This window comes from Pseudomonas sp. A-R-19 (genome assembly GCF_019956575.1).
Lineage (GTDB): Bacteria > Pseudomonadota > Gammaproteobacteria > Pseudomonadales > Pseudomonadaceae > Aquipseudomonas.
In genome coordinates this window covers 235451-260073 of the sequence record NZ_JAHBDR010000038.1, presented here as the reverse complement: position 1 = coordinate 260073, position 24623 = coordinate 235451, and the positions used below count along the sequence as shown (strand labels likewise).

19 protein-coding genes and 1 tRNA gene are annotated in these 24623 nt (G+C 58.8%); 12 read left to right on the top strand and 8 right to left on the bottom strand.

Translation table 11 applies throughout. The features are described from left to right. Positions 1 to 105 precede the first annotated feature (105 nt). The 3 genes from KGA88_RS07325 to KGA88_RS07315 all read left to right on the top strand — a co-directional run bounded on the left by KGA88_RS07325 (position 106) and on the right by KGA88_RS07315 (position 4229). Complete coding sequence (locus KGA88_RS07325; RefSeq protein WP_110658296.1) at positions 106 to 1377, top strand: YeaH/YhbH family protein; 1272 nt, start codon at positions 106 to 108, stop codon at positions 1375 to 1377. Further along, positions 1374 to 2936, top strand: coding sequence for a SpoVR family protein (locus KGA88_RS07320; RefSeq protein WP_110658297.1), 1563 nt, complete (start codon positions 1374 to 1376; stop codon positions 2934 to 2936). Before KGA88_RS07325 ends, KGA88_RS07320 begins: the two co-directional genes overlap by 4 nt. Positions 2937 to 2999: 63 nt before the next feature. Continuing rightward, positions 3000 to 4229 (top strand): multifunctional CCA addition/repair protein, encoded by a 1230-nt coding sequence (locus tag KGA88_RS07315; RefSeq protein ID WP_223589900.1) that lies wholly within the window; start codon positions 3000 to 3002, stop codon positions 4227 to 4229. Positions 4230 to 4314: 85 nt separating this feature from the next. On the opposite strand, the gene folK is transcribed toward KGA88_RS07315, so the two are convergent. Continuing rightward, entirely contained in the window at positions 4315 to 4833 is a 519-nt protein-coding gene (gene folK, locus KGA88_RS07310) for a 2-amino-4-hydroxy-6-hydroxymethyldihydropteridine diphosphokinase (protein WP_110658299.1), read from the bottom strand. Then, positions 4824 to 5180, bottom strand: a complete 357-nt coding sequence (gene folB / locus KGA88_RS07305; RefSeq protein ID WP_223589897.1) for a dihydroneopterin aldolase — start codon at positions 5178 to 5180, stop codon at positions 4824 to 4826. The genes folK and folB overlap by 10 nt, the downstream gene beginning before the upstream one ends. A 74-nt stretch (positions 5181 to 5254) precedes the next feature. Here folB and plsY point away from each other — a divergent pair, with 74 nt between their 5' ends. Then, positions 5255 to 5824 (top strand): glycerol-3-phosphate 1-O-acyltransferase PlsY, encoded by a 570-nt coding sequence (gene plsY / locus KGA88_RS07300; protein WP_007993197.1) that lies wholly within the window; start codon positions 5255 to 5257, stop codon positions 5822 to 5824. 23 nt (positions 5825 to 5847) lie between these two features. On the opposite strand, the gene tsaD is transcribed toward plsY, so the two are convergent. Then, positions 5848 to 6873 carry a tRNA (adenosine(37)-N6)-threonylcarbamoyltransferase complex transferase subunit TsaD gene (gene tsaD / locus KGA88_RS07295; protein ID WP_102700179.1) on the bottom strand — a complete coding sequence of 342 codons (1026 nt, stop codon included), beginning with the start codon at positions 6871 to 6873 and terminating at the stop codon, positions 5848 to 5850. Positions 6874 to 7072: 199 nt separating this feature from the next. On the opposite strand from tsaD, the gene rpsU reads away from it, so the two are divergent. The 5 genes from rpsU (at position 7073) to KGA88_RS07270 (ending at position 15610) form a co-directional block, all read left to right on the top strand. Continuing rightward, on the top strand, positions 7073 to 7288 hold the full coding sequence (rpsU, locus tag KGA88_RS07290; protein WP_002551877.1) for a 30S ribosomal protein S21: 216 nt from the start codon (positions 7073 to 7075) through the stop codon (positions 7286 to 7288). Between the two features lie 480 nt (positions 7289 to 7768). Continuing rightward, positions 7769 to 9736: a DNA primase gene (gene dnaG, locus KGA88_RS07285; RefSeq protein WP_008051597.1), complete on the top strand. Its 1968-nt coding sequence runs from the start codon at positions 7769 to 7771 to the stop codon at positions 9734 to 9736. A gap of 67 nt (positions 9737 to 9803) precedes the next feature. Beyond that, positions 9804 to 11651: an RNA polymerase sigma factor RpoD gene (rpoD, locus tag KGA88_RS07280; protein ID WP_110658301.1), complete on the top strand. Its 1848-nt coding sequence runs from the start codon at positions 9804 to 9806 to the stop codon at positions 11649 to 11651. A 120-nt stretch (positions 11652 to 11771) separates the two neighbouring features. Further along, the gene (locus KGA88_RS07275; RefSeq protein WP_223589894.1) at positions 11772 to 15518 is read left to right on the top strand and encodes a bifunctional diguanylate cyclase/phosphodiesterase; all 3747 of its coding nucleotides are present in this window, start codon (positions 11772 to 11774) and stop codon (positions 15516 to 15518) included. Positions 15519 to 15533: 15 nt separating this feature from the next. After that, positions 15534 to 15610: transfer RNA gene (locus KGA88_RS07270), tRNA-Ile, on the top strand. A 166-nt stretch (positions 15611 to 15776) separates the two neighbouring features. Here KGA88_RS07270 and KGA88_RS07265 read toward each other — a convergent pair. The 3 genes from KGA88_RS07265 to KGA88_RS07255 are packed head-to-tail and all read right to left on the bottom strand — an operon-like array spanning position 15777 to position 17933. Next, the gene (locus KGA88_RS07265; RefSeq protein WP_223589891.1) at positions 15777 to 16448 is read right to left on the bottom strand and encodes a PP2C family protein-serine/threonine phosphatase; all 672 of its coding nucleotides are present in this window, start codon (positions 16446 to 16448) and stop codon (positions 15777 to 15779) included. Then, the gene (locus tag KGA88_RS07260) at positions 16445 to 17143 is read right to left on the bottom strand and encodes a hypothetical protein (RefSeq protein WP_110661340.1); all 699 of its coding nucleotides are present in this window, start codon (positions 17141 to 17143) and stop codon (positions 16445 to 16447) included. Before KGA88_RS07260 ends, KGA88_RS07265 begins: the two co-directional genes overlap by 4 nt. Before the next feature lies 1 nt (position 17144). Beyond that, positions 17145 to 17933 (bottom strand): MarR family transcriptional regulator, encoded by a 789-nt coding sequence (locus KGA88_RS07255; protein WP_223589955.1) that lies wholly within the window; start codon positions 17931 to 17933, stop codon positions 17145 to 17147. Between the two features lie 491 nt (positions 17934 to 18424). Here KGA88_RS07255 and KGA88_RS07250 point away from each other — a divergent pair, with 491 nt between their 5' ends. Beyond that, complete coding sequence (locus KGA88_RS07250) at positions 18425 to 18733, top strand: DUF3077 domain-containing protein (RefSeq protein WP_110661338.1); 309 nt, start codon at positions 18425 to 18427, stop codon at positions 18731 to 18733. A 95-nt stretch (positions 18734 to 18828) separates the two neighbouring features. Here KGA88_RS07250 and KGA88_RS07245 read toward each other — a convergent pair whose 3' ends face one another. Further along, complete coding sequence (locus KGA88_RS07245) at positions 18829 to 19461, bottom strand: peptidase M41 (RefSeq protein WP_223589889.1); 633 nt, start codon at positions 19459 to 19461, stop codon at positions 18829 to 18831. Positions 19462 to 19665: 204 nt separating this feature from the next. After that, positions 19666 to 22020: a glucose/quinate/shikimate family membrane-bound PQQ-dependent dehydrogenase gene (locus KGA88_RS07240; protein ID WP_223589886.1), complete on the bottom strand. Its 2355-nt coding sequence runs from the start codon at positions 22018 to 22020 to the stop codon at positions 19666 to 19668. A gap of 186 nt (positions 22021 to 22206) precedes the next feature. Between KGA88_RS07240 and KGA88_RS07235 the strand changes: the two genes are divergently transcribed. Further along, positions 22207 to 22668, top strand: a complete 462-nt coding sequence (locus KGA88_RS07235; protein ID WP_046029956.1) for an Lrp/AsnC family transcriptional regulator — start codon at positions 22207 to 22209, stop codon at positions 22666 to 22668. Positions 22669 to 22928: 260 nt separating this feature from the next. Beyond that, positions 22929 to 24611, top strand: a complete 1683-nt coding sequence (locus KGA88_RS07230) for a flavin monoamine oxidase family protein (RefSeq protein ID WP_223589883.1) — start codon at positions 22929 to 22931, stop codon at positions 24609 to 24611. The last annotated feature ends 12 nt before the right edge of the window (positions 24612 to 24623 follow it).

Here is a 24623-nt window from a genome sequence, read left to right as displayed (position 1 = left end):
CAGGCAGCATCCAAAGCGCTTGGGGGAGCGTTCAATATCCCTCGGCTCTCGGTTCGATGCTGTATCACCGCTCGCCCCTTTCAGGACAGCTTCTAAGGAGCAGTCATGAGCTATGTGATCGACCGACGTCTCAATGGCAAGAACAAGAGCACGGTAAACCGCCAGCGGTTTCTGCGACGCTACCGTGATCACATCAAGAAGGCTGTCGAAGAGGCGGTCAGTCGGCGTTCCATTACCGATATGGAACACGGCGAACAAATCAGCATTCCCGGCCGCGACATCGACGAGCCGGTGCTCCACCACGGGCGCGGCGGCAAGCAAACGGTCGTGCACCCGGGCAACAAGGAATTCACCAGCGGCGAACATATCGCCCGCCCACCGGGAGGTGGTGGCGGTCGAGGTCCCGGCAAGGCCGGCAATTCCGGCGAAGGGATGGATGAGTTTGTCTTCCAGATCACCCAGGAAGAGTTCCTCGAATTCATGTTCGAGGACCTTGAGCTGCCAAACCTGGTCAAGCGCAACCTGACCGGCACCGATACCTTCAAGACCGTACGTGCCGGGATCAGCAGCGAGGGCAACCCGTCGCGGATCAACATCATCCGTACCCTGCGTTCAGCCCATGCCCGACGGATCGCCCTGTCCGGCAGCAGCCGGGCAAAACTGCGCGAAGCCAAGGAAGAACTTCTGCGACTCAAGCAGGAAGAACCCGATAACTTCGGCGATATTCAGAAAGTCGAAGAAGAAATCGAAAAACTCAGTGCGCGCATTCATCGCATCCCGTTCCTCGACACGTTCGACCTCAAGTACAACCTGCTGATCAAACAACCCAATCCCAGCTCCAAGGCCGTGATGTTCTGCCTGATGGACGTGTCCGGCTCAATGACCCAGGCGACCAAGGACATCGCCAAGCGCTTCTTTATCCTGCTGTATCTGTTTCTCAAGCGTAACTACGACAAAATCGACGTCGTATTCATCCGCCATCACACCAGTGCCCGCGAAGTGGATGAAGAGGAGTTTTTCTACTCCCGGGAGACCGGCGGCACCATTGTCTCCAGCGCCCTGAAACTGATGCAGGAAATCATGGCCGAGCGTTACCCGAGCAACGAGTGGAACATCTACGCCGCCCAGGCTTCCGACGGTGACAACTGGAACGACGACTCGCCGATCTGCCGTGACATCCTGATCAACCAGATCATGCCGTTCGTGCAGTACTACACTTACGTTGAGATCACCCCGCGCGAACACCAGGCCCTATGGTTCGAATACGAGCGCATCGCCGAAGCCTTTTCCGACACGTTTGCCCAGCAACAACTGGTCTCGGCCGGGGATATCTATCCGGTCTTCCGTGAACTCTTCCAGCGCAGGTTAGTGACATGACCGCCAAAGAGCAGAAGCGCCAACCCATTTCCACCGGCTCCGAATGGACGTTCGAGCTGATCCAGGCGTACGACCGCGAAATCAGTCGTATTGCGGCCGGTTATGCCCTCGATACGTACCCCAACCAGATCGAAGTGATCACCGCCGAACAGATGATGGACGCCTACGCCTCGGTCGGTATGCCGCTGGGTTATCACCACTGGTCCTACGGCAAACACTTCCTCAGCACTGAAAAGTCCTACAGCCGCGGCCAGATGGGGCTGGCCTACGAGATCGTGATCAACTCCGACCCGTGCATCGCCTACCTGATGGAAGAAAACACCATCTGCATGCAGGCGCTGGTGGTGGCCCATGCCTGCTACGGCCACAACAGCTTTTTCAAAGGCAATTACCTGTTCCGCACCTGGACCGACGCCAGCTCGATCATCGATTACCTGGTCTTTGCCAAGCAGTACATCATGCAGTGCGAAGAACGCCACGGTATCGACGCGGTCGAGGACCTGCTCGACTCCTGCCATGCGCTGATGAACTATGGTGTCGACCGCTACAAACGCCCCTATCCGATTTCCGCGGAAGAAGAACGTCGCCGGCAAAAGGACCGGGAGGAGCATTTACAGAAACAGATCAACGATCTGTGGCGCACCATTCCCAAGGGCGCGGACAAGTACAGCGACAAGGACAACGCACGCTTCCCCGCCGAACCTCAGGAAAACATCCTGTATTTCATCGAAAAACATGCACCGCTGCTGGAGCCATGGCAACGGGAAATCGTGCGCATCGTGCGCAAGATCGCCCAGTATTTTTATCCACAGCGTCAGACCCAGGTGATGAACGAGGGTTGGGCCACGTTCTGGCACTACACCCTGATGAACGACCTGTACGACGAGGGCCTGGTCACCGACGGCTTCATGATGGAGTTCCTGACGTCCCACACCAGCGTGGTGTTCCAGCCGGGCTTCGATAGCCCTTACTACAGCGGTATCAACCCCTACGCCTTGGGTTTTGCCATGTACCGCGACATCCGGCGCATGTGCGAAGAACCTACGGAAGAAGATCGCCGCTGGTTCCCTGACATTGCCGGTACCGACTGGCTTGCAGCCATCAAGTTCGCCATGAGCAGCTTCAAGGATGAGAGCTTCATCCTGCAGTACCTGTCGCCCAAGGTGATCCGCGACCTGAAGCTGTTCAGCATTCTCGATGACGACCAGAAGGACGACCTGCTGGTACCCGCCATTCATGACGAAGGTGGCTACCGCATCATCCGAGAAACCCTCGCGGCGCAGTACAACCTGGGCAATCGCGAACCCAACGTGCAGATCTACAGCATCGACCGGCGTGGTGACCGCTCCCTAACCCTGCGTCACCAGCAACACGACCGCAAACCGCTAGGGGAGTCGACCGAAGAAGTACTCAAACACTTGCACCGCTTGTGGGGATTCGACATTCACCTGGAAACCCTGCAAGGGGAAACCGTGATGAAAACCCACCATGTACCACCCAGAAACGAGCACAGCGAAGGTGATTACGGGCGCCTGGACCTGGCTGTCATCCATCTTTGATCCGGCTTGTACCTCCGAAAGCTCGATGCAACGGTTATCCTGTCGAGCTAACGGAGGTTTTTTATGCGTATTTATAAAGTCGGTGGCGCGGTTCGTGATCGCCTGCTGGGCAAACCGGTTACCGATATCGACTGGGTCGTGGTCGGCGCCACCACCGAAGAAATGCTCGCCAAGGGTTTCCGCCCGGTAGGTGCGGATTTCCCGGTGTTCCTTCATCCAAAAAGCGGTGAGGAATACGCCCTTGCCCGCACCGAGCGCAAAAGCGGACGCGGTTACGGCGGATTCACCTTTCACGCCAGCCCTGAGGTCACCCTCGAAGAAGACCTGATCCGTCGCGACCTGACCATCAATGCCATGGCCGAAGACGATCAGCAGAACCTGACCGACCCGTACCACGGCCAGCGTGATCTCGAAGCACGCCTGCTTCGCCATGTTTCCCCAGCATTTTCCGAAGATCCACTCCGGGTCCTGCGTGTTGCCCGCTTTGCGGCGCGTTATGCGGCGCTGGGCTTTACCGTCGCCCCGGAAACCCTGGAACTGATGCGCCAACTCAGCGACTCAGGCGAGCTTGAAGCACTGACCCCGGAGCGCAGCTGGAAGGAAATCTCCCGCGCCCTGATGGAAGATCAGCCGCAGGTATTCGTTGAGGTTTTGCGCGCCTGCGGCGCCCTCAAGGTGCTGATGCCGGAGGTAGATGCGCTGTTTGGGGTACCGCAACCACCCGCCCATCACCCCGAAATCGATACAGGCGCGCATACCCTGAGTGTGTTGCAGCAAGCCGCCACTCACAAACAACCGCTGACCGTGCGCTGGGCCTGCCTGCTGCACGACCTGGGCAAAGGCCTGACGCCAGAGGAAGAATGGCCGCGACACATTGCCCACGAGTTCAAGGGCCTGAAGCTGATCAAAGCGGTCAATGAACGCTTCAAGGTGCCGAGGGACTGCCAGGAACTGGCGCTGCTGGTGGGCGAGTATCACACCCATGGCCATCGCGCCCTTGAGCTGAAGCCATCGACGCTGTTGGAGTTGCTGCAGAGCTTCGACATTTACCGTCGGCCACAACGGTTTGAGGAGTTCATCGCGGCATGCGAGATGGATGCGCGTGGGCGCGAAGGGCTGGAAGAAAGAAGTTATCCACAGGCGGATTATTTGCGCGGCGCGGCAACTGCGGCTCGTAGCGTGGCGGTTCAGCCCTTGCTGGAGAAAGGCTTCAAGGGGCCGGAGTTGGGTGAGGCGATCAAGCGTGAGCGGCTAAAAGCCTTGAAGGCTTACAAAGAGACTGCGTCGACCTGACTGACGCCATCGCGGGCAAGCCCGCTCCTACAGGGATCGCATCGTACCTGTGGGAGCGGGCTTGCTCGCGAAGAGGCCGGTCAGGTCACAACAAATCTGAAGGCGTCAATTGCTCGCCACGCCACTCGAAAGCTACCGGCGCCAGCACCTGATCAATCTGCGCTTCACTCCACAAGGTCGCAAAGTTCTTGCCTACGCCCGGGTGCACGCGATCCGGCGCTATCAACGACAACGGCCACAGAACGAACGCATTTTTCAGGATTTCTGCCCGAGGCAAGACCAGGCCATCGAAGTTGCCCACCAGGTCACCGAACAACAACACGTCGATATCCAGAGGCAATCCTCGGCGATCCGGCGCATAACGACCGTTATCCGCCTCGATGAACTTCAATCGACGATCAAGCTCAATCAGCGGCAGATCGGTATAGGCCGACACCACAAAATTGAAGAACGGCCCGCTCTTGATGCCCACAGGCTGACTTTCGAACACCGCAGAACAGCGGATTTCCACAAGAAACGCCGCCAATGCATCGAGCCCAGCCTGCAAATGGGTTTCACGCTCGATATTACTACCGAGCCCGAGGTACACCTGAGTCAGCGACATCCGCGCTCGATCTCCACACCCACACCGCCAATGGCAGCCGGGACGGCACCGGGCTTGGTCAGCTTCAGGCGCATCCAGGTGATTTTGAATTCGCTCATCAGCACTTCAACCAGGCGTTCGGCGAAGGTTTCGACCAGCAGGAATTGCGCCTGCTCGGCAAATACCTGGATGCGCGAGGAAACACTGGCGTAGTCGAGCGCCAGGGTCAGGTCATCACCGGCTGCGGCCAGGCGATTATCCCAGGCGAAGCTCAGATCAAGACGCAAGCACTGTCGGATGCCTCGCTCCCAGTCGTAGGCACCGATCACCGTGTCGACTTCCAGGCCCTCGATAAACACTCTGTCCAAGCACTTCTCTCCGCTACACGACAAGGGCGCAATGCGCCGTTAGAATCAGGGCGTCCTCGCCCGGAATAGTTAGCATGTTTTGGTTACTGGCGATCCTCGCCTACCTGCTCGGCTCTCTGTCCTTTGCCATTTTGCTCAGCCGCCTGACCGGTAACCCCGATCCGCGAATGAGTGGCTCGGGCAATGCCGGCGCCACCAACATGTTGCGCCTGGCCGGCAAGAAACTCGCCATCCTGACCCTGCTCGGCGACCTTTGCAAAGGCCTGCTGCCGGTATTGATTGCGCGTCTTGCCGGTCTTTCGCAGCAGGAACAGGCCTGGATCGGCGTCTATGCCGTTATCGGCCATCTGTTTCCGTTGTACTTCCGCTTTCGCGGCGGCAAAGGTGTCGCCACCGCGGCCGGCATGCTGCTGGGGCTATACCCGCCCGCAGCCCTTCTGGCGGTCTGCGCCTGGCTCCTGACGTTCTACCTGACCCGCACCAGCTCCCTGGCCGCCCTGATCGCCACGCCCCTGACCCTGCCGCTGCTGGCCTGGCAAGAGCCGGCCGCCCTGCTGCCCATGAGCACGCTCACCGGGCTGATCGTCTGGCGTCATCGCGGCAATCTACGCGACCTGTTCGCCGGGCGCGAACGGCATTTCTAGCGACCAGACACGAGCACCGCTCATCACAACGCCGACAACTGCTCCATCGGCCAGCGCGCCTGTACGCTGATCGCCAGGCTTTCCTGCTGGCCGGCCTGCAAGCGCTGGCAGCCGGCAAAGGCGATCATCGCGCCGTTATCGGTGCAGAACTGCGGACGGGCATAAAAAACATCGCCCTTCATATCGCCGAGCATTTTTTCCAGGGAAGTGCGCAACGCCTTGTTGGCACTGACGCCCCCAGCGATCACCAGGCGCTTCATGCCGGCGGCCTTCAGGGCACGCTTGCACTTGATGGTCAAAGTCTCCACCACGGCCTGCTGGAACGCCAGCGCGATGTCGCATTGGGCTTGCTCGCCGTCGTCCCCAGCGCTGACACACTGTTGCCAGGTGTTCAACGCAAAGGTTTTCAAGCCACTGAAGCTGAAATCCAGGCCCGGGCGGTCGCACATCGGACGTGGGAAGACGAAACGTCCTGCAACACCCTGCTCTGCAAGGCGAGCGATCTCCGGTCCGCCCGGATAATTGAGGCCCATCATCTTGGCCGTCTTGTCGAAAGCTTCGCCGGCAGCGTCATCCAGGGTCTCGCCCAAGAGCGTGTACTGACCAATTCCGTCGACCTGAACCAGTTGCGTATGGCCACCGGACACCAACAAAGCGACGAACGGGAATTCTGGCGGTTGCGACTCCAGCATCGGCGCCAGCAAGTGGCCTTCCATGTGATGCACGCCGAGGGCTGGAATGCCCCAGGCAAAGGCCAGCGCCTGGGCGCAGGAAGCCCCTACCAGCAAGGCACCGACCAGGCCAGGACCCGCGGTGTAGGCGATCGCATCGATCTCGGTCGGCACGCAGTCGGCCTCGGCCAACACCTGACGAATCAAGGGCAGCATGCGCTTGACGTGATCGCGCGAAGCCAGCTCCGGCACCACGCCACCATAGGCGCGGTGCAGGTCGATCTGACTGAACAGCGCGTCGGCCAGCAGGCCGCGTTCACTGTCATATAATGCGACACCAGTTTCGTCGCAGGAGGTTTCTAATCCCAGTACTAGCATGGGTTTGCGCCTTGTTTAGGCTGAATTCGAAGGCGCGCATAATAGTCGTCGCGTGATGCCCCGACCAGCGGTTTTCGATCAGAGGCTTTGCATTCCGAGCGATGAGGGGTTAACATCCGCAACCCTTAAAAACCGACGTCTTCAAGTGCTCTTTTGCCGCGAGGATGTTGACCCCGGTAATGAATGAAGGTAGCTCTGGATGCCAGCCGTCAAAGTAAAAGAGAACGAACCCTTCGACGTAGCTCTGCGTCGTTTCAAGCGCTCCTGCGAAAAAGCCGGTGTACTGGCTGAAGTTCGTAGCCGCGAATTTTACGAGAAGCCAACTTCTGAGCGTAAGCGCAAAGCAGCAGCCGCTGTTAAGCGTCACGCCAAGAAAGTTCAGCGCGAACAGCGCCGCGCCGTTCGTCTGTACTAATACACAGACGATCGTAGCAAGCTTCTGCCAAGCCCGGCCCTCAGCCGGGCTTATGGCATTTGCGTAAAACGCTTGATGCTTCACTGTCGAAGCCGCAGACGCGACCGAGACAAATCTGCTTCACCGCGTCAGACCTGGCTCTTTTGCCAGCGGTGCACGTCTTTTCTGACGAGCCTTTCAAGGCTACTGACGAGCACACCCACTGATTCCTCTCACGACGATCAGCCCAAGGCGCCTGCTTGCGTGCCAAATGATGAGCTATCCGAGGCCTGTTACTGGCCGCAGCCGGATTCAGCGCAACACATTCGAACAGTCGAATACTGATGGCATTAACGTCAGTGGATTTTCGGCAGATACACTTCCCGACAGCGATTACGCAGACGACACTGGTCGAGCCGCACACTTTGCGCGCCTCAAGCAATGACCGCGTTCGGTCGCCGTACGTTTCGGGTCCCTTTCAGCGCAGATGACGAGAACGCCATGGCCGGGTTAATTCCCCAGAGCTTCATTGACGACCTTCTGAACCGCACCGACATCGTCGACGTGGTCAGCTCGCGCCTGCAACTGAAAAAAGCCGGCAAGAACCACACTGCCTGCTGTCCGTTCCATAAAGAAAAGACTCCGTCGTTCAGCGTCAGCCCCGACAAGCAGTTCTATTACTGCTTCGGCTGCGGCGCTGGCGGCAACGCCCTCGGCTTCATCATGGACCACGACAACCTGGATTTCGTCCAGGCTGTCGAAGAACTGGCCAAAGCCGCCGGCATGGAAATCCCCCGCGAAGAAAGCGGCCGACCGCATAAACCACGGCAGCCGACCGATTCGCCGCTGTACCCGCTCCTGAGCGCCGCTGCCGACTTTTATCGCCAGGCCCTGAAAAGCCATCCATCGCGCAAGGCCGCCGTGGAATACCTGAAAGGTCGCGGGCTGACCGGCGAAATCGCCCGGGACTTCGGCCTCGGCTTTGCGCCACCCGGCTGGGACAACCTGTTCAAGCACTTGAGCAGCGATACCCTGCAACAAAAAGCCATGATCGATGCCGGCCTACTGATCGAAAACGCCGAAAGCGGTAAACGCTATGACCGCTTCCGCGACCGCGTGATGTTTCCGATCCGCGACAGTCGCGGGCGCGTCATCGCTTTTGGCGGCCGGGTATTGGGCGACGACAAGCCGAAATACCTGAACTCCCCGGAAACCCCGGTTTTCCATAAAGGCCAGGAACTCTACGGCCTGTACGAAGCGCGCAAGACCAACCGCAACCTCGACGAGATCATCGTCGTCGAGGGCTACATGGACGTCATTGCCCTGGCCCAGCAAGGCCTGCGCAATGCCGTCGCGACCCTGGGCACCGCCACCAGCGAGGAGCACCTCAAGCGACTGTTTCGTGTCGTACCGAGCGTGCTGTTCTGTTTCGACGGTGACCAGGCCGGCCGCAATGCCGCATGGCGGGCGCTGGAGGCGACACTGTCGAGCTTGCAGGACGGTCGCCGTGCACGTTTCCTGTTCCTGCCCGAAGGCGAAGACCCGGACACCCTGGTGCGCTCCGAAGGCACCGACGCCTTCCGCGCACGGATCAACCAGCATGCGCAGCCTCTGGCCGATTACTTCTTCCAGCAATTGACCGAAGAAGCCGATCCGCGCTCGCTCGAGGGCAAGGCGCACATGGCCACCCTCGCCGCGCCGCTGATCGACAAAGTCCCGGGCGCCAACCTGCGCACCCTGATGCGTCAGCGCCTGAGCGAAATCACCGGCCTTAGTGGCGAAGCGGTGAGCCAGCTGGCACAAAGCGCCCCGCAGGAAGCACCGCCGGCCTACGACCCGGGCATCGATTACGACGCAATGCCCGATTACAGCGACTATCATCAGCCGCAGGCACAGGAAATGTATGTGCCGCAGCAGGAATGGACGCCGAAGAAGCCCGGTGCAGGAGGCAAGAAATGGGACAAGAAACCGTGGGACAAGAATGGCAAACGGGGCGGTGATCGTGATCAACCCCGCGCGCCACGGGTGCCCGCCGCCGTAGAACCGCCAACCCTCGCCGCCTTGCGCACGTTGCTGCATCACCCGCAACTGGCCGAAAAAGTCGAGGATGCCGGGCACTTCGCCGCCGAGGATCACACCAACACACAATTGCTGGTGGCGCTGCTCGAAGCCGTGCAGAAGAATCCCAAGCTAAACTCAATTCAGCTGATTGCCCGTTGGCACGGCACAGAACAAGGCCGCCTGCTCAAGGCCCTGGCGGAAAAGGAATGGCTGATTGATGGAGATAACCTTGAACAACAGTTTTTCGACACCATTACTAGCTTGTCAGCCCGCCAACGCGAGCGAAACCTGGAACAACTTCTCAGAAAAGCGCGTCAAAGCGAATTGACCAGCGAAGAGAAAAATCAACTGCGCGACCTCTTGAGTCGCAATGTTTCCGCATCAAACCCGACCTCAACTGGCGCGTGAGGTCATAGCTCAGGTATAATCCTCGGCTTGTTTTTTGCCCGCCAAGACCTTCAGTGGATAGGGTGTTATGTCCGGAAAAGCGCAACAGCAGTCTCGTATCAAAGAGTTGATCACACTTGGTCGTGAGCAGGGCTACCTGACTTACGCGGAGGTCAACGACCACCTGCCGGAGGATATTTCAGATCCGGAACAGGTGGAAGACATCATCCGCATGATCAATGACATGGGGATCAACGTATTCGAGGTTGCGCCAGATAAGGATTCCCTTATGCTGGCCGACGCCGATACCGACGAAGCCGCAGCCGAAGAGGCCGCTGCAGCGTTGGCTGCGGTCGAGACCGACATTGGTCGCACTACCGACCCGGTGCGCATGTACATGCGCGAAATGGGTACGGTGGAGCTCCTCACTCGTGAAGGCGAAATTGAAATCGCCAAGCGTATTGAAGAGGGCATCCGTGAGGTGATGAGCGCAATCGCGCACTTCCCTGGCACGGTTGATCATATTCTCTCCGAGTACACCCGCGTCACCACCGAAGGTGGTCGCCTGTCCGACGTCCTGAGCGGTTATATCGACCCGGACGACGGCATCGCGCCGCCTGCGGCAGAAGTGCCGCCGCCGATCGACGCGAAAGCCGTTAAAGCGGATGACGACTCCGACGACGATGAAGCCGAATCTTCCGATGACGAAGAAGAAGCCGAAAGCGGCCCGGATCCGATCATCGCTGCCCAGCGTTTTGGCGCTGTGGCCGATCAGATGGAAATCACCCGCAAGGCGCTGAAAAAGCACGGTCGCAACAACAAGGCAGCGATTGCCGAACTGTTGGCCCTGGCCGAGCTGTTCATGCCGATCAAACTGGTGCCGAAGCAATTCGAAGGCCTGGTCGAGCGTGTTCGCAGTGCCCTGGATCGCCTGCGTCAGCAAGAGCGCGCAATCATGCAGCTCTGCGTTCGTGATGCGCGCATGCCGCGTGCAGACTTCCTGCGCCAGTTCCCGGGCAACGAAGTCGACGAAAGCTGGAGTGATGCCCTGGCCAAAGGCAAAGGCAAATACGCTGAAGCCATTGGTCGTCTGCAGCCGGACATCATCCGTTGCCAGCAGAAGCTGACCGCGCTGGAAACCGAAACCGGTTTGACCATCGCTGAAATCAAGGACATCAACCGTCGCATGTCGATCGGTGAGGCCAAGGCCCGCCGCGCGAAGAAAGAGATGGTTGAAGCGAACTTGCGTCTGGTGATCTCGATCGCCAAGAAGTACACCAACCGTGGCCTGCAATTCCTCGATCTGATCCAGGAAGGCAACATCGGCTTGATGAAAGCGGTAGACAAGTTCGAATACCGTCGCGGCTACAAGTTCTCGACTTATGCCACCTGGTGGATCCGTCAGGCGATCACTCGCTCGATCGCCGACCAGGCCCGCACCATCCGTATTCCGGTGCACATGATCGAGACGATCAACAAGCTCAACCGCATTTCCCGGCAGATGCTGCAGGAAATGGGTCGCGAACCGACGCCGGAAGAGCTGGGCGAACGCATGGAAATGCCTGAGGACAAGATCCGCAAGGTATTGAAGATCGCTAAAGAGCCGATCTCCATGGAAACCCCGATCGGTGATGACGAAGACTCCCATCTGGGTGACTTCATCGAAGACTCGACCATGCAGTCGCCAATCGATGTTGCAACCGTTGAGAGCCTTAAAGAAGCGACTCGCGAAGTGCTGTCCGGCCTCACTGCCCGTGAAGCCAAGGTACTGCGCATGCGCTTCGGTATCGACATGAATACCGACCACACCCTCGAGGAGGTTGGTAAGCAGTTCGACGTTACCCGTGAGCGGATTCGTCAGATCGAAGCCAAGGCGCTGCGCAAGCTGCGCCACCCGACGAGAAGCGAGCATCTGCGCTCCTTCCTCGACGAGTGATACCAGAACCCCCGGCCCAGGCCGGGGGTTTTGTTTTATGGCAGATTAATATCTCAGCACCCCCTCCGCCTCGTAGCCGTCTACACTCGAAACATTCCCCCGAGCCATAACGAGACCGTTATGCCCAGACTGCCGACCGTGCTTTTTTTGCTGTCGCTGATGACCTGGACCGCAACGGCTGGCGCTCTGACTCTCACTGACGATGAACGTAGCTGGCTGGCGGCTCACCCGGACTTGCGCTTGGGTGTCGATGCGTCGTGGCCGCCTTTCGAGTTTCGTGACGATGGAGGCCGCTACCAGGGCCTTGCCGCGGATTACATCGAGGTCATCCGCAAAAGGCTGGCGACCCGGCTTACGCCCATCGAGCCGGTGAGCTGGACCGTCGTCCTGGAGCAAGCCAAAAAGGGCAAAATTGACCTGCTGCCCGGCATCATGTCGACCCCAGAGCGTCAGAACTACCTGTCATTCACCCGCCCCTACCTGGACTTTCCGATTGTCATCCTGGCCCACGTCGGGGGCCCCCAGCCACACAACCTGGAAGACTTGTACGGCCTGAAAATCGCCGTGGTGGAAAACTACGCCCCCCACGAACTGTTGCGCACCCATAATCCCGACCTGAACCTGGTGGCGATGCCCAACGTCAGCTCGGCGTTGCAGGCGCTGGCCACCGACGCAGTGGATGCCGTGGTGGGCGATCTGGCATCCAGCGTCTGGAGCCTGCGCCAACTCAAGCTCGACGGGTTGTATGTCAGCGGTGAAACCCCCTATCGCTATCAAATGGCCATGGCTGTGCCACGCGACAACACAATACTCGTTGGCATTCTTGACAAAGTCCTGGCGGACATGAGTCCCGCCGAAATCAGCGCCATTCAGGAGCATTGGGTCGGCAACGTCCTCGATCATCGAACATTCTGGAATGACCTGCTGGTGTATGGTCTGCCCGGATTGCTGCTGTTGACCATGGTGCTGGCGGCAGTTATCCGCATCAACCGCCGCTTGAGTTCGGAAATCGCCCGCCGGGTCGATCTTGAACAGGAACTGCGCAGCAGCGAGTACCACTACCGCGGCCTGGTGGAGAGCCTGTCAGCCATCGCCTGGGAAGCCAAAGTCACCGACTACACCTACAGCTATGTATCGCCCCACGCCGAAGACCTGCTCGGTTATCCCCTGTCCCATTGGCTGATTCCGGGCTTCTGGCGCAACATCATTCACCCCGCCGACCTGATCCGCGCCCAGACTTTCTGTGATCACGAAGTGCTGGCCGGACGCGATCACAGCCTCGATTACCGGGTGATCACCGCCGACGGCCGCTGCCTGTGGGTACGCGATATCGTCAGCCTGATCGAACACGGGCATGAGCCGGTGATGCGCGGGTTGATGATCGACATCACCGAGGCCAAGCGCACCGAAGAAGCGCTGCGCCTGTCGGAACAGAAATTCGCTTCCGTGTTCCAGCAATGCCCTGACATTCTGGTGATCGCGCGCCTGAGCGACGGTTGCCTGCTGGAGGTCAACGAAGCGTTCGAAGAACAGATCGGCCTCAAGGCCGAGGACGTCATTGGCCAGACCGCCACCAACCTGAACATCTGGGGGATTCCCGGTGTCGGGCCAGGCCTGCTGCAACGCTTGCAGGCCGGCAGCATCCGCAACCTGGAAATGCCCTTTCGGCGCAGCAACGGCCAGGTGTTTACCGGCCTGATCTCCGCCGAGCCCTTTGACCTGGACATGACACCGGCGCTGGTGGTCGTGGTGCGGGACATCACCCAGCTCAAGGAAACCCAGCAACAACTGCAAACGTCCGAAGAAAAGTTCGCCAAGGCCTTCCATGCATCCCCCGACGGCCTGCTGCTGTCGCGGCAAAGTGACGGTTTGCTGCTGGAGGTCAACGAGGGTTTCAGCCGCATCACCGGATTCAACAGCGCCATGTCGGTGGATCGCTCGGTGCTGGAACTGGGGATCTGGGTCAACCTCAATGAACGCAAGCAAATGCTCGACCTGCTGCACCGGGACGGTTTTGTCCGTGACTTCAGCTGCCATATCCGCCGCAGCGACGGACAGATCCGCCTCTGCGAAGTGTCCAGCCGTCCGCTGCCGATTGGCGATGAGGACTGCATGTTGACCATCGCCCGGGACATCACCGAGCGGCACTTGATGCAGGAAAAACTGCAGCAGGCCGCCACCGTGTTCGAAAGCACCGCCGAAGGCGTGTTGATCACCGACACTCAGCAGCACATCAGCGCAGTCAACCGGGCCTTCACCGAGATCACCGGCTACAGCGAAAGCGAAGCGCTGGGGCACACACCGCGCCTGCTCGCCTCGGGCCTGCATGACAGCGCGTTCTATGCGGCCATGTGGCATCAATTGACCGCTGAAGGTCACTGGCAGGGCGAAATTTCCAATCGGCGCAAGAATGGCGAGCTGTACCCGAGCTGGCTGACCATCAGCGCCGTGCGCAACCGCGACAAGTTCATCACCCACTTTGTCGCGGTGTTCGCCGACATATCCAGCCTCAAGCATGCCCAGGCCAAACTCGACTACCAGGCGCACCACGACCCGCTGACCGGCCTGCCGAACCGCACGCTGTTCGAAAGCCGCCTGCTGACGGCGCTCACCAGCCAGCAGGAACATGGCGGCCAGGGCGCCGTGCTGTTCCTCGACCTTGACCGCTTCAAACACATCAACGACAGCCTCGGCCACCCGGTCGGCGACCTGCTGCTCAAGGGCATCGCCGTACGTCTCCGGGAGCAGCTGCGTGACATCGACACCGTGGCACGCCTGGGCGGTGACGAGTTCATTATCCTGCTGCCGGGCCTGCAACAACCCAGTGATGCCGACAATATCGCCACCAAACTGCTCAATTGTTTCGCCGCGCCGTTCCAGGCCGGCGAACACGAGTTTTTCATCAGCGCCAGCATCGGCACCAGCCTCTATCCGAAGGATGGCTGCGACGTTGCCACACTGATCAAGAACGCCGACGCCGCGATGTACCGCTCCAAGGCCAAGGGCCGCAACCGCGTCGAAAGCTACACCCGCGACCTCACCGCCCAGGCCAGCGAACGTGTGGCGCTGGAACACGAACTGCGCCGCGCCATCGAACGCAACGAGTTGCACTTGTGCTACCAACCGAAAATCAGCCTCGAAGACTACAGCCTGGTCGGCGCCGAAGCCCTGATCCGCTGGCGTCATCCGACCTTTGGCGACGTGCCGCGGGAACACTTCATCCCGCTGGCTGAAGAAAACGGCATGATCCTGCAGATCGGCGACTGGGTCCTGGAAACCGCCTGCCGGCAGATGGCCGAATGGCACCGGCTGTACGAAAGTCCCGGACCGCTGTCGGTCAACCTTGCCGGCGCCCAATTGCGCCAGCCCAACCTGCTGGGTCGTATCGAACAGTTGCTCAAGGACAACGGTCTCAACCCGGGTTTCCTGCAACTGGAAATCACCGAAAACTTCATCATGAGCCAGGCCGAAGAAGCGCTGGCGGTACTGCATCAACTCAAAAATCTGGGCGTACAACTGGCCATCGATGACTTCGGCACCGGTTACTCCTCCTTGAGTTACCTCAAGCGCCTGCCGCTGGACATCCTCAAGATCGACCAGTCCTTCGTCCGCGGCCTGCCAGACGATCCCCACGATGCAGCAATCGTCCGCGCCATCATCGCCCTCGGCCGCAGCATGCAATTCACCGTCATTGCCGAAGGGGTCGAGACCCAGGCGCAGCAGCAATTCCTGGCCTATGAGGGGTGTTCGCAAATCCAGGGCTACATCGTCAGCCTGCCCCTGCCCGCCGACGAATTTGCCGCAACGTTTCTTCGTACAACAGTAATGGCTTTTTCGGATAGCACAGCCGCGAAACCGTCGCTATAATCCGCGACCTACTGAGGGCCTATAGCTCAGTTGGTTAGAGCAGAGGACTCATAATCCTTTGGTCCACGGTTCAAGTCCGTGTGGGCCCACCAAACAAGAAAGCCGCGCAATGCGCGGCTTTTGCGTGTCTGGGTGGTTCTCCACAGATACAACCCCGAAATGGTCGGAGGGGTCTATTGGCTGAGTTGAAATCAGAGAGGGATACGCACTACAAGAAAAAAGTAATTCCCAGCATGGCATGACCTCACACCCCTGGGATTAGAACTGGACATCGATCCACGTAATGTCATCTTCAACAGCAATAAAGTCGCTATCAGGTGCCACCAGCAAATTGCTTTGCTGCGACTCCGTTAACTCCGCCCAGAAGCCATCGGTTACGAACACCAATCGCTCACCGACGACCACTTGATGAAAAACAAAGTCAGGAGCCGGGGCACGATTAGCCTTCAAACATCGAGTTATCCAGTTTCGGGCCGGATCTTGCGCCAGCTCACGGTGTGAGCTGGCGCGCCTCCAATTGGCCTTGCAGTGGGGCGGCGTAACCCATTCGATCGTGCTTGCCGGTGTCACAACTCCACACGAACAGTCACCTTCATACGCAAGCGTGAGCTTCCCATGAGCAACAACACCGACCAAGTAACACATCGTCCCTGTCTGCTCCGCAAACAATGTGGGGTGAAGCTCACTCAGCACTGAACAAAGTAGCTGCTCTACCGCTTCGTGCTCAGTGATATCACCCCCCTGATCTAACTGTTTTTGGTAGGCCGCTAAAACACCTTTTACGAAGTGTTCAGCCAGTTGGCCACTGCCAGTCTTCGACGTACCATCCGTGATAACGAATAGCCCACTTTCGCCATCGCAGAGAACTCCAACACGGTCATTGTTGGCTTTCCTGGCTCTTCCTTTTACGGATCTGGTGACGTATCTCATGCGTTGCCCAGGTCCCTCATGCGCATATGGATGATTCGGCCTCTACCCGGATTTGCCTGTATCGAGCCCGAGCTTTCAATTACGTAGTCGATACCACTGAGCGCCGCAAGATCTCTAATTCCAGCAGTGATGAATTTCTTGAGTTCAGGCTCTGCCTGGCGAACCTCCTCCAAAAGCTCCGTACGACCATCAATCAAGATAATGATGTCTTCGACATCCTTGTGGTAGGGGTCACCATTACCACGGCCATCAAACGCCTCTAGCTTTGTCGCAAGAAAGTAGGTCGGTTTAAATATCTGGATGACGGTACCGCTGGGCAACGTAAATTTATCAGCCCTCGCCAGCCCCTCCACGAACCAACGGTTGGCGTATCCGAGAACAGCGGGGTCAGAAGGCATTACGTCAACGACGACGTCGTTGAAGCGGAAACGACAGTTGACCTCATCTTCACCTGTGATCTTGAAATTCTTAGCTGCAAGGCGCTCTGTGAGATGTTGCCAAGCGCTAATGCCTGCTAGCTCTATCACCAGATCAACATCATCGGTAAAACGAATGTCGTCCAGCACAGCAGCATCTGTCACCAGCATGGCCGTGGTGCAACCACCGACAAAGGCAACCTCTCTGAGAAAAGACTCCCCTAAGCCGTCTGCGACAAATTCTATGAGCTCATAGTTGTGATCCGCATTTGATGACATGTTATTTCAGACCCATTCCGGCTTTTAGAATGTTAACTGCCACACCAGACTCTCGTGGGCCGCCAAGTCGGATCGCATCAGCAAGCGCAAGATAGTGATAAAGGATTCTGTCCTTCTTTACCGCTTCCGGTACTGTCTTGTAGAGCGGCACTATCGCCTGACCACGCTCAGTTCCGAGAGCATCAGGCCAAACCGGAATCAACCCGCCAGCACTCTTGATACTTTTGGAAAGCGCTGGCGCTGCGAAGCCTGTTGGGATGCCGCGAACCATTGCGCCTGGCTTCACGGGGAAAAAGTATTTCAGGGCATGCTCGGTGATTTTCAGCAGCTCTCGCCTATTCACTTTCGGAAGCCCGGTGTCGTAATCATTGGTGAGCATTCCGGACTCGCGACACCTAACCATGGAGTTTGAAACCTCGCTTTTGCTGAGTCCAAGAGACGCAGACAGCGCACGCAACGAATAGCCTTCACTCCAACTCGCCAGCGGTGGAGAAGATACTGTTTGCGACCAACCTTCCCACCCGCCCTCATCACCCAAGAGGGCGTCGAACTCCTGGCGCCGGAATACAGTTTCTTCATCATTGGCGTCGGTGACTAGCGGCTGCCCCACCCGCCCCCCGGCCGTCAGATGTATCGGTTGTAGCTTCAACAAATCCTCAACCGTGTTTGAGTTCGACTCAGACTCCATCACCCCATAAAGATTTTCTTCTTGTGCGTGCAGGCTAGCCATTTTGAACAGAAGCAAAATATCTTGACTCTTCATAAAGTCAAAAACCCCAAGTGTCCACATTCCATAAAACGTGGACATTTGTCTCATCGTAAATATTTCTTCGTCAAGATATTTTTGATTGCTTTGGTTTTCAAATGCAGTCTTCGGGGTGGAAAAGCCGCTTTTTACGAGGCTTTTTCGTGTCTGGCGTTTAGTTTTGTTTACTTGATGTCTCGTTTTATCGGATGACGCCTTAGGACCTTGTAGGCAAACTCCGAATCTTCTATTTGGGCACTTTGCCGCCTTGTTGCGCTTTTCTTCGACGGGATAGTCTTCGGACGTCGCTGACCATTCAGCGATCGGGCTTGGAAACCCGTCGGATCAAAAACGCAGCAGTATCTACCACTACTCCAGTCGTTTTTTAAGACTGCGAAACTGTGTTATGGCAGCTGTGCGTGGGACGCTTTCGGGCGTGCCGGTTTCCTTGATCCCCGGTTTTCCAACCTGCGTACAGCTGCCACCCATTCGCTTGGAAACGAACGTGGCAGCTCCTAGGATTAAGGAGTTACATCATGACAAAACCCATCTCGTCCGATCCTTCAGAACTAAAAACCATCGGCTTCACCCCCTTCCTTTATCTCTCGGATCAGCCCTTGTTCCACGTCTGCCGCGACGTCCCCATCGCCGACGCCCTAGCCCAAGCCTCCGACCTACTGTTCCTCGCCAAGTCCCTCACCGTGGACGCCGCCTACGCCCAAGACTCCGAACGCCACGCCTGGGCCGCGCATTACCTGACGGCGATGAGCAAAGCGGTGATTGATGATGTAGTGAAGGTGTTGACGCGCAAACCTGCTCAAACGAGAGCGCATGCGGATCAATAAAACAAACAGAGCCTGAAAATTCCCAAACAGGGACCGAGCGTTCCCTTTTTGGGACTGATTAGAGCCAGATGCTTCGGTTCTTCAGTTCAAACACATCATGAAGGCATGGCCTGCACGACCAGCCGCCGTTCCAGCATCTGCCCCGTCAGCATGCCCTCATACGTATCCGTCGGCCGTCCCCATTGCTCCATGATGACCATACCGTCCACCAGCGCCTCGGCCAATTCGGCAATCGTCTCGGCCTGATCTTCTATGATTTTTTGAGTCCGAAGCCACAGCCGATCTGTCATCTCTTTAAGCTCCGCCGCTATCCGCTCACCCGACGCAGGATCAGTGTCCGGGTAGACGATATTTCGCAGCAGATGCTGAAGCTCCCTGACCTTTGCGTAATCCTGCTCCGCGCCCTGCTCGCCTTTGAGGATGGCGGTGGCTTTGAGCTTATCGACGCGTTTGGCGGCGGAAGGTTTTGAAGGGAGTGTCTGCGCCATTGCGCCAGCCAGAAGGACCATCATCCGGGCTTCCAGATATTCCTTCATGGTGTCCATCGAAGCGATTGGCCGCACCAGAGAAACGGACGCGCCACCTTGATGCCGCAGATCCATCGCCACGGTCAAGGTCACACCACCCGTTTCAAACCCCAGCGTGCGGGCCACTATGTAGTGACCCATTTCGTGATGGGCGATCTGCAAGGCGTGGTCTCGTACAGCGTCAGGCAGTTTTGTCGTCATGTCTTTCGCCTCGCACCCTTGATTACCTCAATGCTAGCCGACGTCGCGCAACGGCGTAGTGCTGAGCAATCAAGGCATCAGGCGCCTTCTGTAGGAGCGAGCTCGCTCGCGATGAACTCAAGTACGACACGTTTACTCAGCGAGCACGCGTAATCGTTGACGTCCATCGCGAGCGAGCTCGCTCCTACAAGGGTTCACCGTGCCTTATTTGGGCAAAGCGTAAGCAATCACATAATCCCCACGATCCGTCGACTGACGTGCACCACCCACCGTCAGCAGGATGTACTGCTTGCCGGTTTTCGGTGAAACGTAGGTCATCGGCCCGGACTGGCTGCCCACCGGCAAACGCGATTTCCAGATTTCGTTGCCGTTGCCGGTGTCGAAGGCGCGCAGGTAGAAGTCCTGGGTGCCGGCGAAGAACAGCAGGCCGGACTGGGTAGCCAGCGATGCGCCGAGGGTCGGCATGCCGATCGGGATCGGCAGGTGCATGCGGATGCCCAGCGGGCCGGTGTCCTGCACGGTGCCGACCGGGACTTGCCACATCAGTTTGTGGGTCTTCAGGTCAATGGCCGACATGGTGCCGAACGGTGGTTTCTGGCACGGGATGCCGACCGCCGAGAGGAAGCGTTCGCGCATGGCGCCGAACGGTGTGCCTTCCTGCGGCACCACGCCCATTTCGATACCACTGGCCCCGGCTTTGATCTTGTCGCGCGGGATCATGTAGTTGGCCAGGCCCAGGCGCATGTCGTTGACGAACATGTAGTGGGTGTTCGGGTCGACCGAGACGCTGCCCCAGTTCATGCCGCCCAGCGAGCCCGGGAATTGCAGCGCGCGGTCCATGCCCGGCGGGGTGTAGACGCCTTCGTGGCGCATGCCTTTGAACTGGATGCGGCACATCAACTGATCAAACGGTGTGGCGCCCCACATGTCGGATTCGGTCAGGGTCTTGTTGCCGATTGACGGCATGTCCACCGAGAACGGCTGGGTTGGCGAGTAGCGCTCGCCGGGCACCTTGCCTTGCGGCACCGGACGCTCTTCGACGCGGGCAATCGGCACGCCGGTTTCGCGGTTGAGCAGGAAGATCTCACCCTGCTTGGTGACTTGCGCCAAGGCTGGCTGGGTGCCGCCCTTGTCGTCCGGCACGTCGTACAGCAGCGGCTGTGCCGGCAGGTCGAAGTCCCACAGGTCGTGGTGGGTGGTCTGGAAATGCCAGCGCACCTGGCCGGTTTTCACATCGATGGCGACGATGGACGAGTTCCACTTGTCGTCGAACTCGGTGCGTTGACCGCCGAAGAAGTCAGGCGTCGCGTTGCCGGTTGGCAGGTAGACCAGACCGAGCTTGGCGTCGTAGGACATGGCCGACCACACGTTCGGCGTACCACGGGTATAAGTCTCACCGGCCGGCGGACGTTTGGTGGTGTTCGGATTACCCGGATCCCACGCCCACACCAGCTCACCACTGCGCACGTCGTAGGCACGCACCACGCCCGGCGGTTCGCCAGTGGAGTAGTTATCCGCCACGCGACCGCCGACGATCACCACGTCCCCTGCGACCAATGGAGTCGAGGTTTGCTGGTAGTAACCGGGCTTCACTTCACCCATGTCGGTGGTCAGGTCGACAGTGCCCTTGTTGCCGAACTCTTCGCAGGGCTTGCCGGTGTCGGCATTGATGGCGATCAGGCGTGCATCGCCGGTCGGCAGAAACAGACGTTTCGTACAGGCGGTTGGCTGATTGTCTGCAGACACTGGGGTTTCGGAATAGCCCAGGCCACGGCAGCGCTGCCAGTTCGGCGCGGTGCCTTGCGGGTCGAACTTCCAGCGCTGGGCGCCGGTGTCGGCATCGAGGGCGAAGACTTTGCCGTAGGCGGTGCAGGTGTAGACCGTGTCACCGATTTGCAGCGGGGTGTTCTGGTCTTCGGCGCCAGCGCCGGTGCTTTGCGGGATGTCGCCGGTGCGGAAAGTCCAGGCCACCTGCAACTTGTCGATGTTGCCCTTGTTGATCTGGTCCAGCGCGGCAAAGCGGTTGCCGGCGGTGGTGTTGCCCCAGTGGGCCCAGTCTTTCTGTTCGGTGCCCGGAGTGACCGGCGTTATCGCAGGTACAGTGGTGTTTTTGACCACGTGGGTCGGCACGAACATGTAGGCCATCGTCGCAACGACGCCCACACCCAGAATACCGGCCAAACCGTAAGCACCACGGCCGCCGGTCGCGCCCGAAGCGCGGACCAGGGTCGGGTAGATCAGCGCTACAACCAGACCGATCACGGCGAAAGTCAGTACCCGCGAGACCAGCGGCCAGTATTCGAGGCCGGCATCCCAAACGGCCCAGATCGCCGTGAGGACCAACGCCACACCATACAACCGGGCGCCGAGCGGCTTACGCCGGGCAATCATCAACCCGGACACCAGCATGGCCAGGCCCATCAACAAGAAGTACCCACTACCGCCGAGCGCGATCAGATAACCGCCGCCACCGGCCAGGCCGAGCCCGATCAGTGCAATCAGCACACCCAGCCCCGCCAGCAACCATTTGCTGCCGGCGGCAGCCCCAGAATTGTTCATGTCGGAAATTTTCCCCATTTGTGACAAGGGTGGAATAATGTACTACCTAGTTACTTATGGCAATTTGTCGCAGGCAGAAATGTCATGAACGGTACTGAGGCTAGATCAAATATCCGCCGCGAGCGCTGCGCCGGATGTGCCTGTAACATGCTTGGCCATTGATTCGTACCGTTGGAGACAGCCCCTTTGCCTGACATTCGCCCACCCGTTCTCGACGAAATCGACCGCCAGTTGATTGCCGCCCTGCAGATCAACGCCCGCGAGAGTGTGGCTATGTTGGCCCGGCAATTGGGCATCGCCCGCACCACGGTCACCTCGCGCCTGGCGCGGTTGGAAAAGGCCAAGGTGATCACCGGCTACGGCGTGCGCCTTGGGCAGCGGGTGGTGGATGGCGGATTGCAGGCGTATGTAGGGATTACCGTGCAACCGCGTTCCGGCAAGGAGGTGTTGCGACGCCTGAGCGCGATGGCGCAGGTGCAGCAGTTGTGTGCGGTGAGTGGCGAATTTGATTATGTGGCGTGGTTGCGCACCGATTCGCCGGAGCAGCTGGATCAGTTGCTGGATCAGATTGGCAGTGTGGATGGGGTAGAGAAGACTACGACGTCAATCATCTTGAGTAGCAAGATTGATCGGGGGCAGCCGGTTTGAACGCTATCCAATGTGGGAGCGGGCTTGCTCGCGAATGCGTCGTGTCAGTCGATTCTACTTGCGACTGATACACCGCTTTCGCGAGCAAGCCCGCTCCCACAGTGCTCAGTGTGTATTTATAGATCGTCACATTGATCAATCCAATAGCAAAACGACGACACTTTGCGTCTTATTAACGTGCTCTGTGCTCTCTAGAATGGCTGGCATCTTTTCCTATACTCAGATGCGCATTCCGCGTCGGGTCGCCAGCAAGGTCAGCCATGAACAAGAACAATCGCCATCCTGCAGACGGTAAGAAACCAGTCACCATTTTCGGTCCGGACTTTCCTTTTGCCTTCGACGACTGGATCGAACACCCGGCTGGCCTGGGCAGCATTCCAGAGCACAATCACGGTGCCGAAGTGGCGATTGTCGGCGGCGGCATCGCCGGGCTGGTGGCTGCTTACGAACTGATGAAACTGGGTCTGAAACCGGTCGTCTACGAAGCCTCGAAAATGGGCGGCCGCTTGCGCTCCCAGGCGTTCAATGGTGCCGAAGGCATCGTTGCCGAACTGGGCGGGATGCGCTTTCCGGTGTCGTCCACTGCGTTCTATCACTATGTCGACAAGCTCGGCCTGGAAACCAAACCCTTCCCCAACCCGCTGACGCCTGCGTCGGGCAGTACGGTGATCGACCTCGAAGGTCAGACCCATTACGCACAGAAGTTGTCGGACCTTCCTGCACTTTTCCAGGAAGTGGCTGACGCCTGGGCCGATGCCCTGGAGGCCGGCTCGCAGTTCTCGGATATCCAGCAAGCCATCCGCGACCGCGACGTGCCACGCCTCAAAGAGCTGTGGAACACCCTGGTACCGCTGTGGGACGACCGCACTTTCTACGACTTCGTCGCCACCTCCAAGGCGTTCGCCAAGCTGTCGTTCCATCACCGCGAAGTGTTCGGGCAGGTCGGTTTCGGCACCGGCGGCTGGGATTCGGACTTCCCGAACTCGATGCTGGAAATCTTCCGCGTCGTCATGACCAACTGCGACGATCACCAGCACCTGGTGGTCGGCGGCGTGGAACAGGTTCCGCAGGGCATCTGGCGCCACGTGCCGGAGCATTGCGCACACTGGCCGGCCGGCACCAGCCTCAGCTCGCTGCACAACGGCGCACCGCGCACCGGCGTGAAGAAAATTGCCCACGCACCGGGCGGCCGTTTCGCCGTCACCGACAACTGGGGCGACACCCGCGAATACGCAGCCGTGCTGACCACCTGCCAGAGCTGGCTGCTCACCACTCAAATCGAATGCGACGAAAGCCTGTTTTCGCAAAAGATGTGGATGGCTTTGGACCGCACCCGCTACATGCAGTCGTCGAAGACTTTCGTGATGGTCGACCGCCCGTTCTGGAAGGACAAGGATCCGGAAACCGGCCGCGATCTGATGAGCATGACCCTCACCGACCGCCTGACCCGTGGCACTTATCTGTTCGACAACGGCGACGACAAGCCAGGGGTGATTTGCCTGTCGTACTCGTGGATGAGCGACGCGCTGAAAATGCTGCCGCAGCCGGTGGAAAAACGCGTGAAGCTGGCATTGGATGCGTTGAAGAAGATCTACCCGAAAGTCGACATCGCCGCGCGCATCATCGGTGACCCGATCACCGTTTCGTGGGAAGCCGACCCGCATTTCCTCGGCGCGTTCAAAGGCGCCCTGCCCGGCCACTACCGCTACAACCAGCGCATGTACGCGCACTTCATGCAGGACGACATGCCGGCCGAACAGCGCGGGATCTTCATCGCCGGTGACGACGTTTCGTGGACGCCGGCCTGGGTCGAGGGCGCGGTGCAGACATCGCTCAACGCGGTATGGGGCATCATGAAACACTTCGGCGGTGCAACTCACGCCGAGAATCCGGGTCCAGGAGATGTATTCAACGAGATCGGACCGATCGCCCTGCCCGAGTAAGAGGAATCCGAA

Excerpts from the sequence above, each read along its gene's own strand:
- KGA88_RS07325 (WP_110658296.1), top strand. The coding sequence starts at position 106 with ATGAGCTATGTGATCGACCGACGTCTCAATGGCAAGAACAAGAGCACG.
- KGA88_RS07320 (WP_110658297.1), top strand. The coding sequence starts at position 1,374 with ATGACCGCCAAAGAGCAGAAGCGCCAACCCATTTCCACCGGCTCCGAA.
- KGA88_RS07315 (WP_223589900.1), top strand. The coding sequence starts at position 3,000 with ATGCGTATTTATAAAGTCGGTGGCGCGGTTCGTGATCGCCTGCTGGGC.
- folK (WP_110658299.1), bottom strand. The coding sequence starts at position 4,833 with ATGTCGCTGACTCAGGTGTACCTCGGGCTCGGTAGTAATATCGAGCGT.
- plsY (WP_007993197.1), top strand. The coding sequence starts at position 5,255 with ATGTTTTGGTTACTGGCGATCCTCGCCTACCTGCTCGGCTCTCTGTCC.
- tsaD (WP_102700179.1), bottom strand. The coding sequence starts at position 6,873 with ATGCTAGTACTGGGATTAGAAACCTCCTGCGACGAAACTGGTGTCGCA.
- rpsU (WP_002551877.1), top strand. The coding sequence starts at position 7,073 with ATGCCAGCCGTCAAAGTAAAAGAGAACGAACCCTTCGACGTAGCTCTG.
- dnaG (WP_008051597.1), top strand. The coding sequence starts at position 7,769 with ATGGCCGGGTTAATTCCCCAGAGCTTCATTGACGACCTTCTGAACCGC.
- rpoD (WP_110658301.1), top strand. The coding sequence starts at position 9,804 with ATGTCCGGAAAAGCGCAACAGCAGTCTCGTATCAAAGAGTTGATCACA.
- KGA88_RS07275 (WP_223589894.1), top strand. The coding sequence starts at position 11,772 with ATGCCCAGACTGCCGACCGTGCTTTTTTTGCTGTCGCTGATGACCTGG.
- KGA88_RS07265 (WP_223589891.1), bottom strand. The coding sequence starts at position 16,448 with ATGAGATACGTCACCAGATCCGTAAAAGGAAGAGCCAGGAAAGCCAAC.
- KGA88_RS07260 (WP_110661340.1), bottom strand. The coding sequence starts at position 17,143 with ATGTCATCAAATGCGGATCACAACTATGAGCTCATAGAATTTGTCGCA.
- KGA88_RS07255 (WP_223589955.1), bottom strand. The coding sequence starts at position 17,933 with ATGTGGACACTTGGGGTTTTTGACTTTATGAAGAGTCAAGATATTTTG.
- KGA88_RS07250 (WP_110661338.1), top strand. The coding sequence starts at position 18,425 with ATGACAAAACCCATCTCGTCCGATCCTTCAGAACTAAAAACCATCGGC.
- KGA88_RS07245 (WP_223589889.1), bottom strand. The coding sequence starts at position 19,461 with ATGACGACAAAACTGCCTGACGCTGTACGAGACCACGCCTTGCAGATC.
- KGA88_RS07240 (WP_223589886.1), bottom strand. The coding sequence starts at position 22,020 with ATGAACAATTCTGGGGCTGCCGCCGGCAGCAAATGGTTGCTGGCGGGG.
- KGA88_RS07230 (WP_223589883.1), top strand. The coding sequence starts at position 22,929 with ATGAACAAGAACAATCGCCATCCTGCAGACGGTAAGAAACCAGTCACC.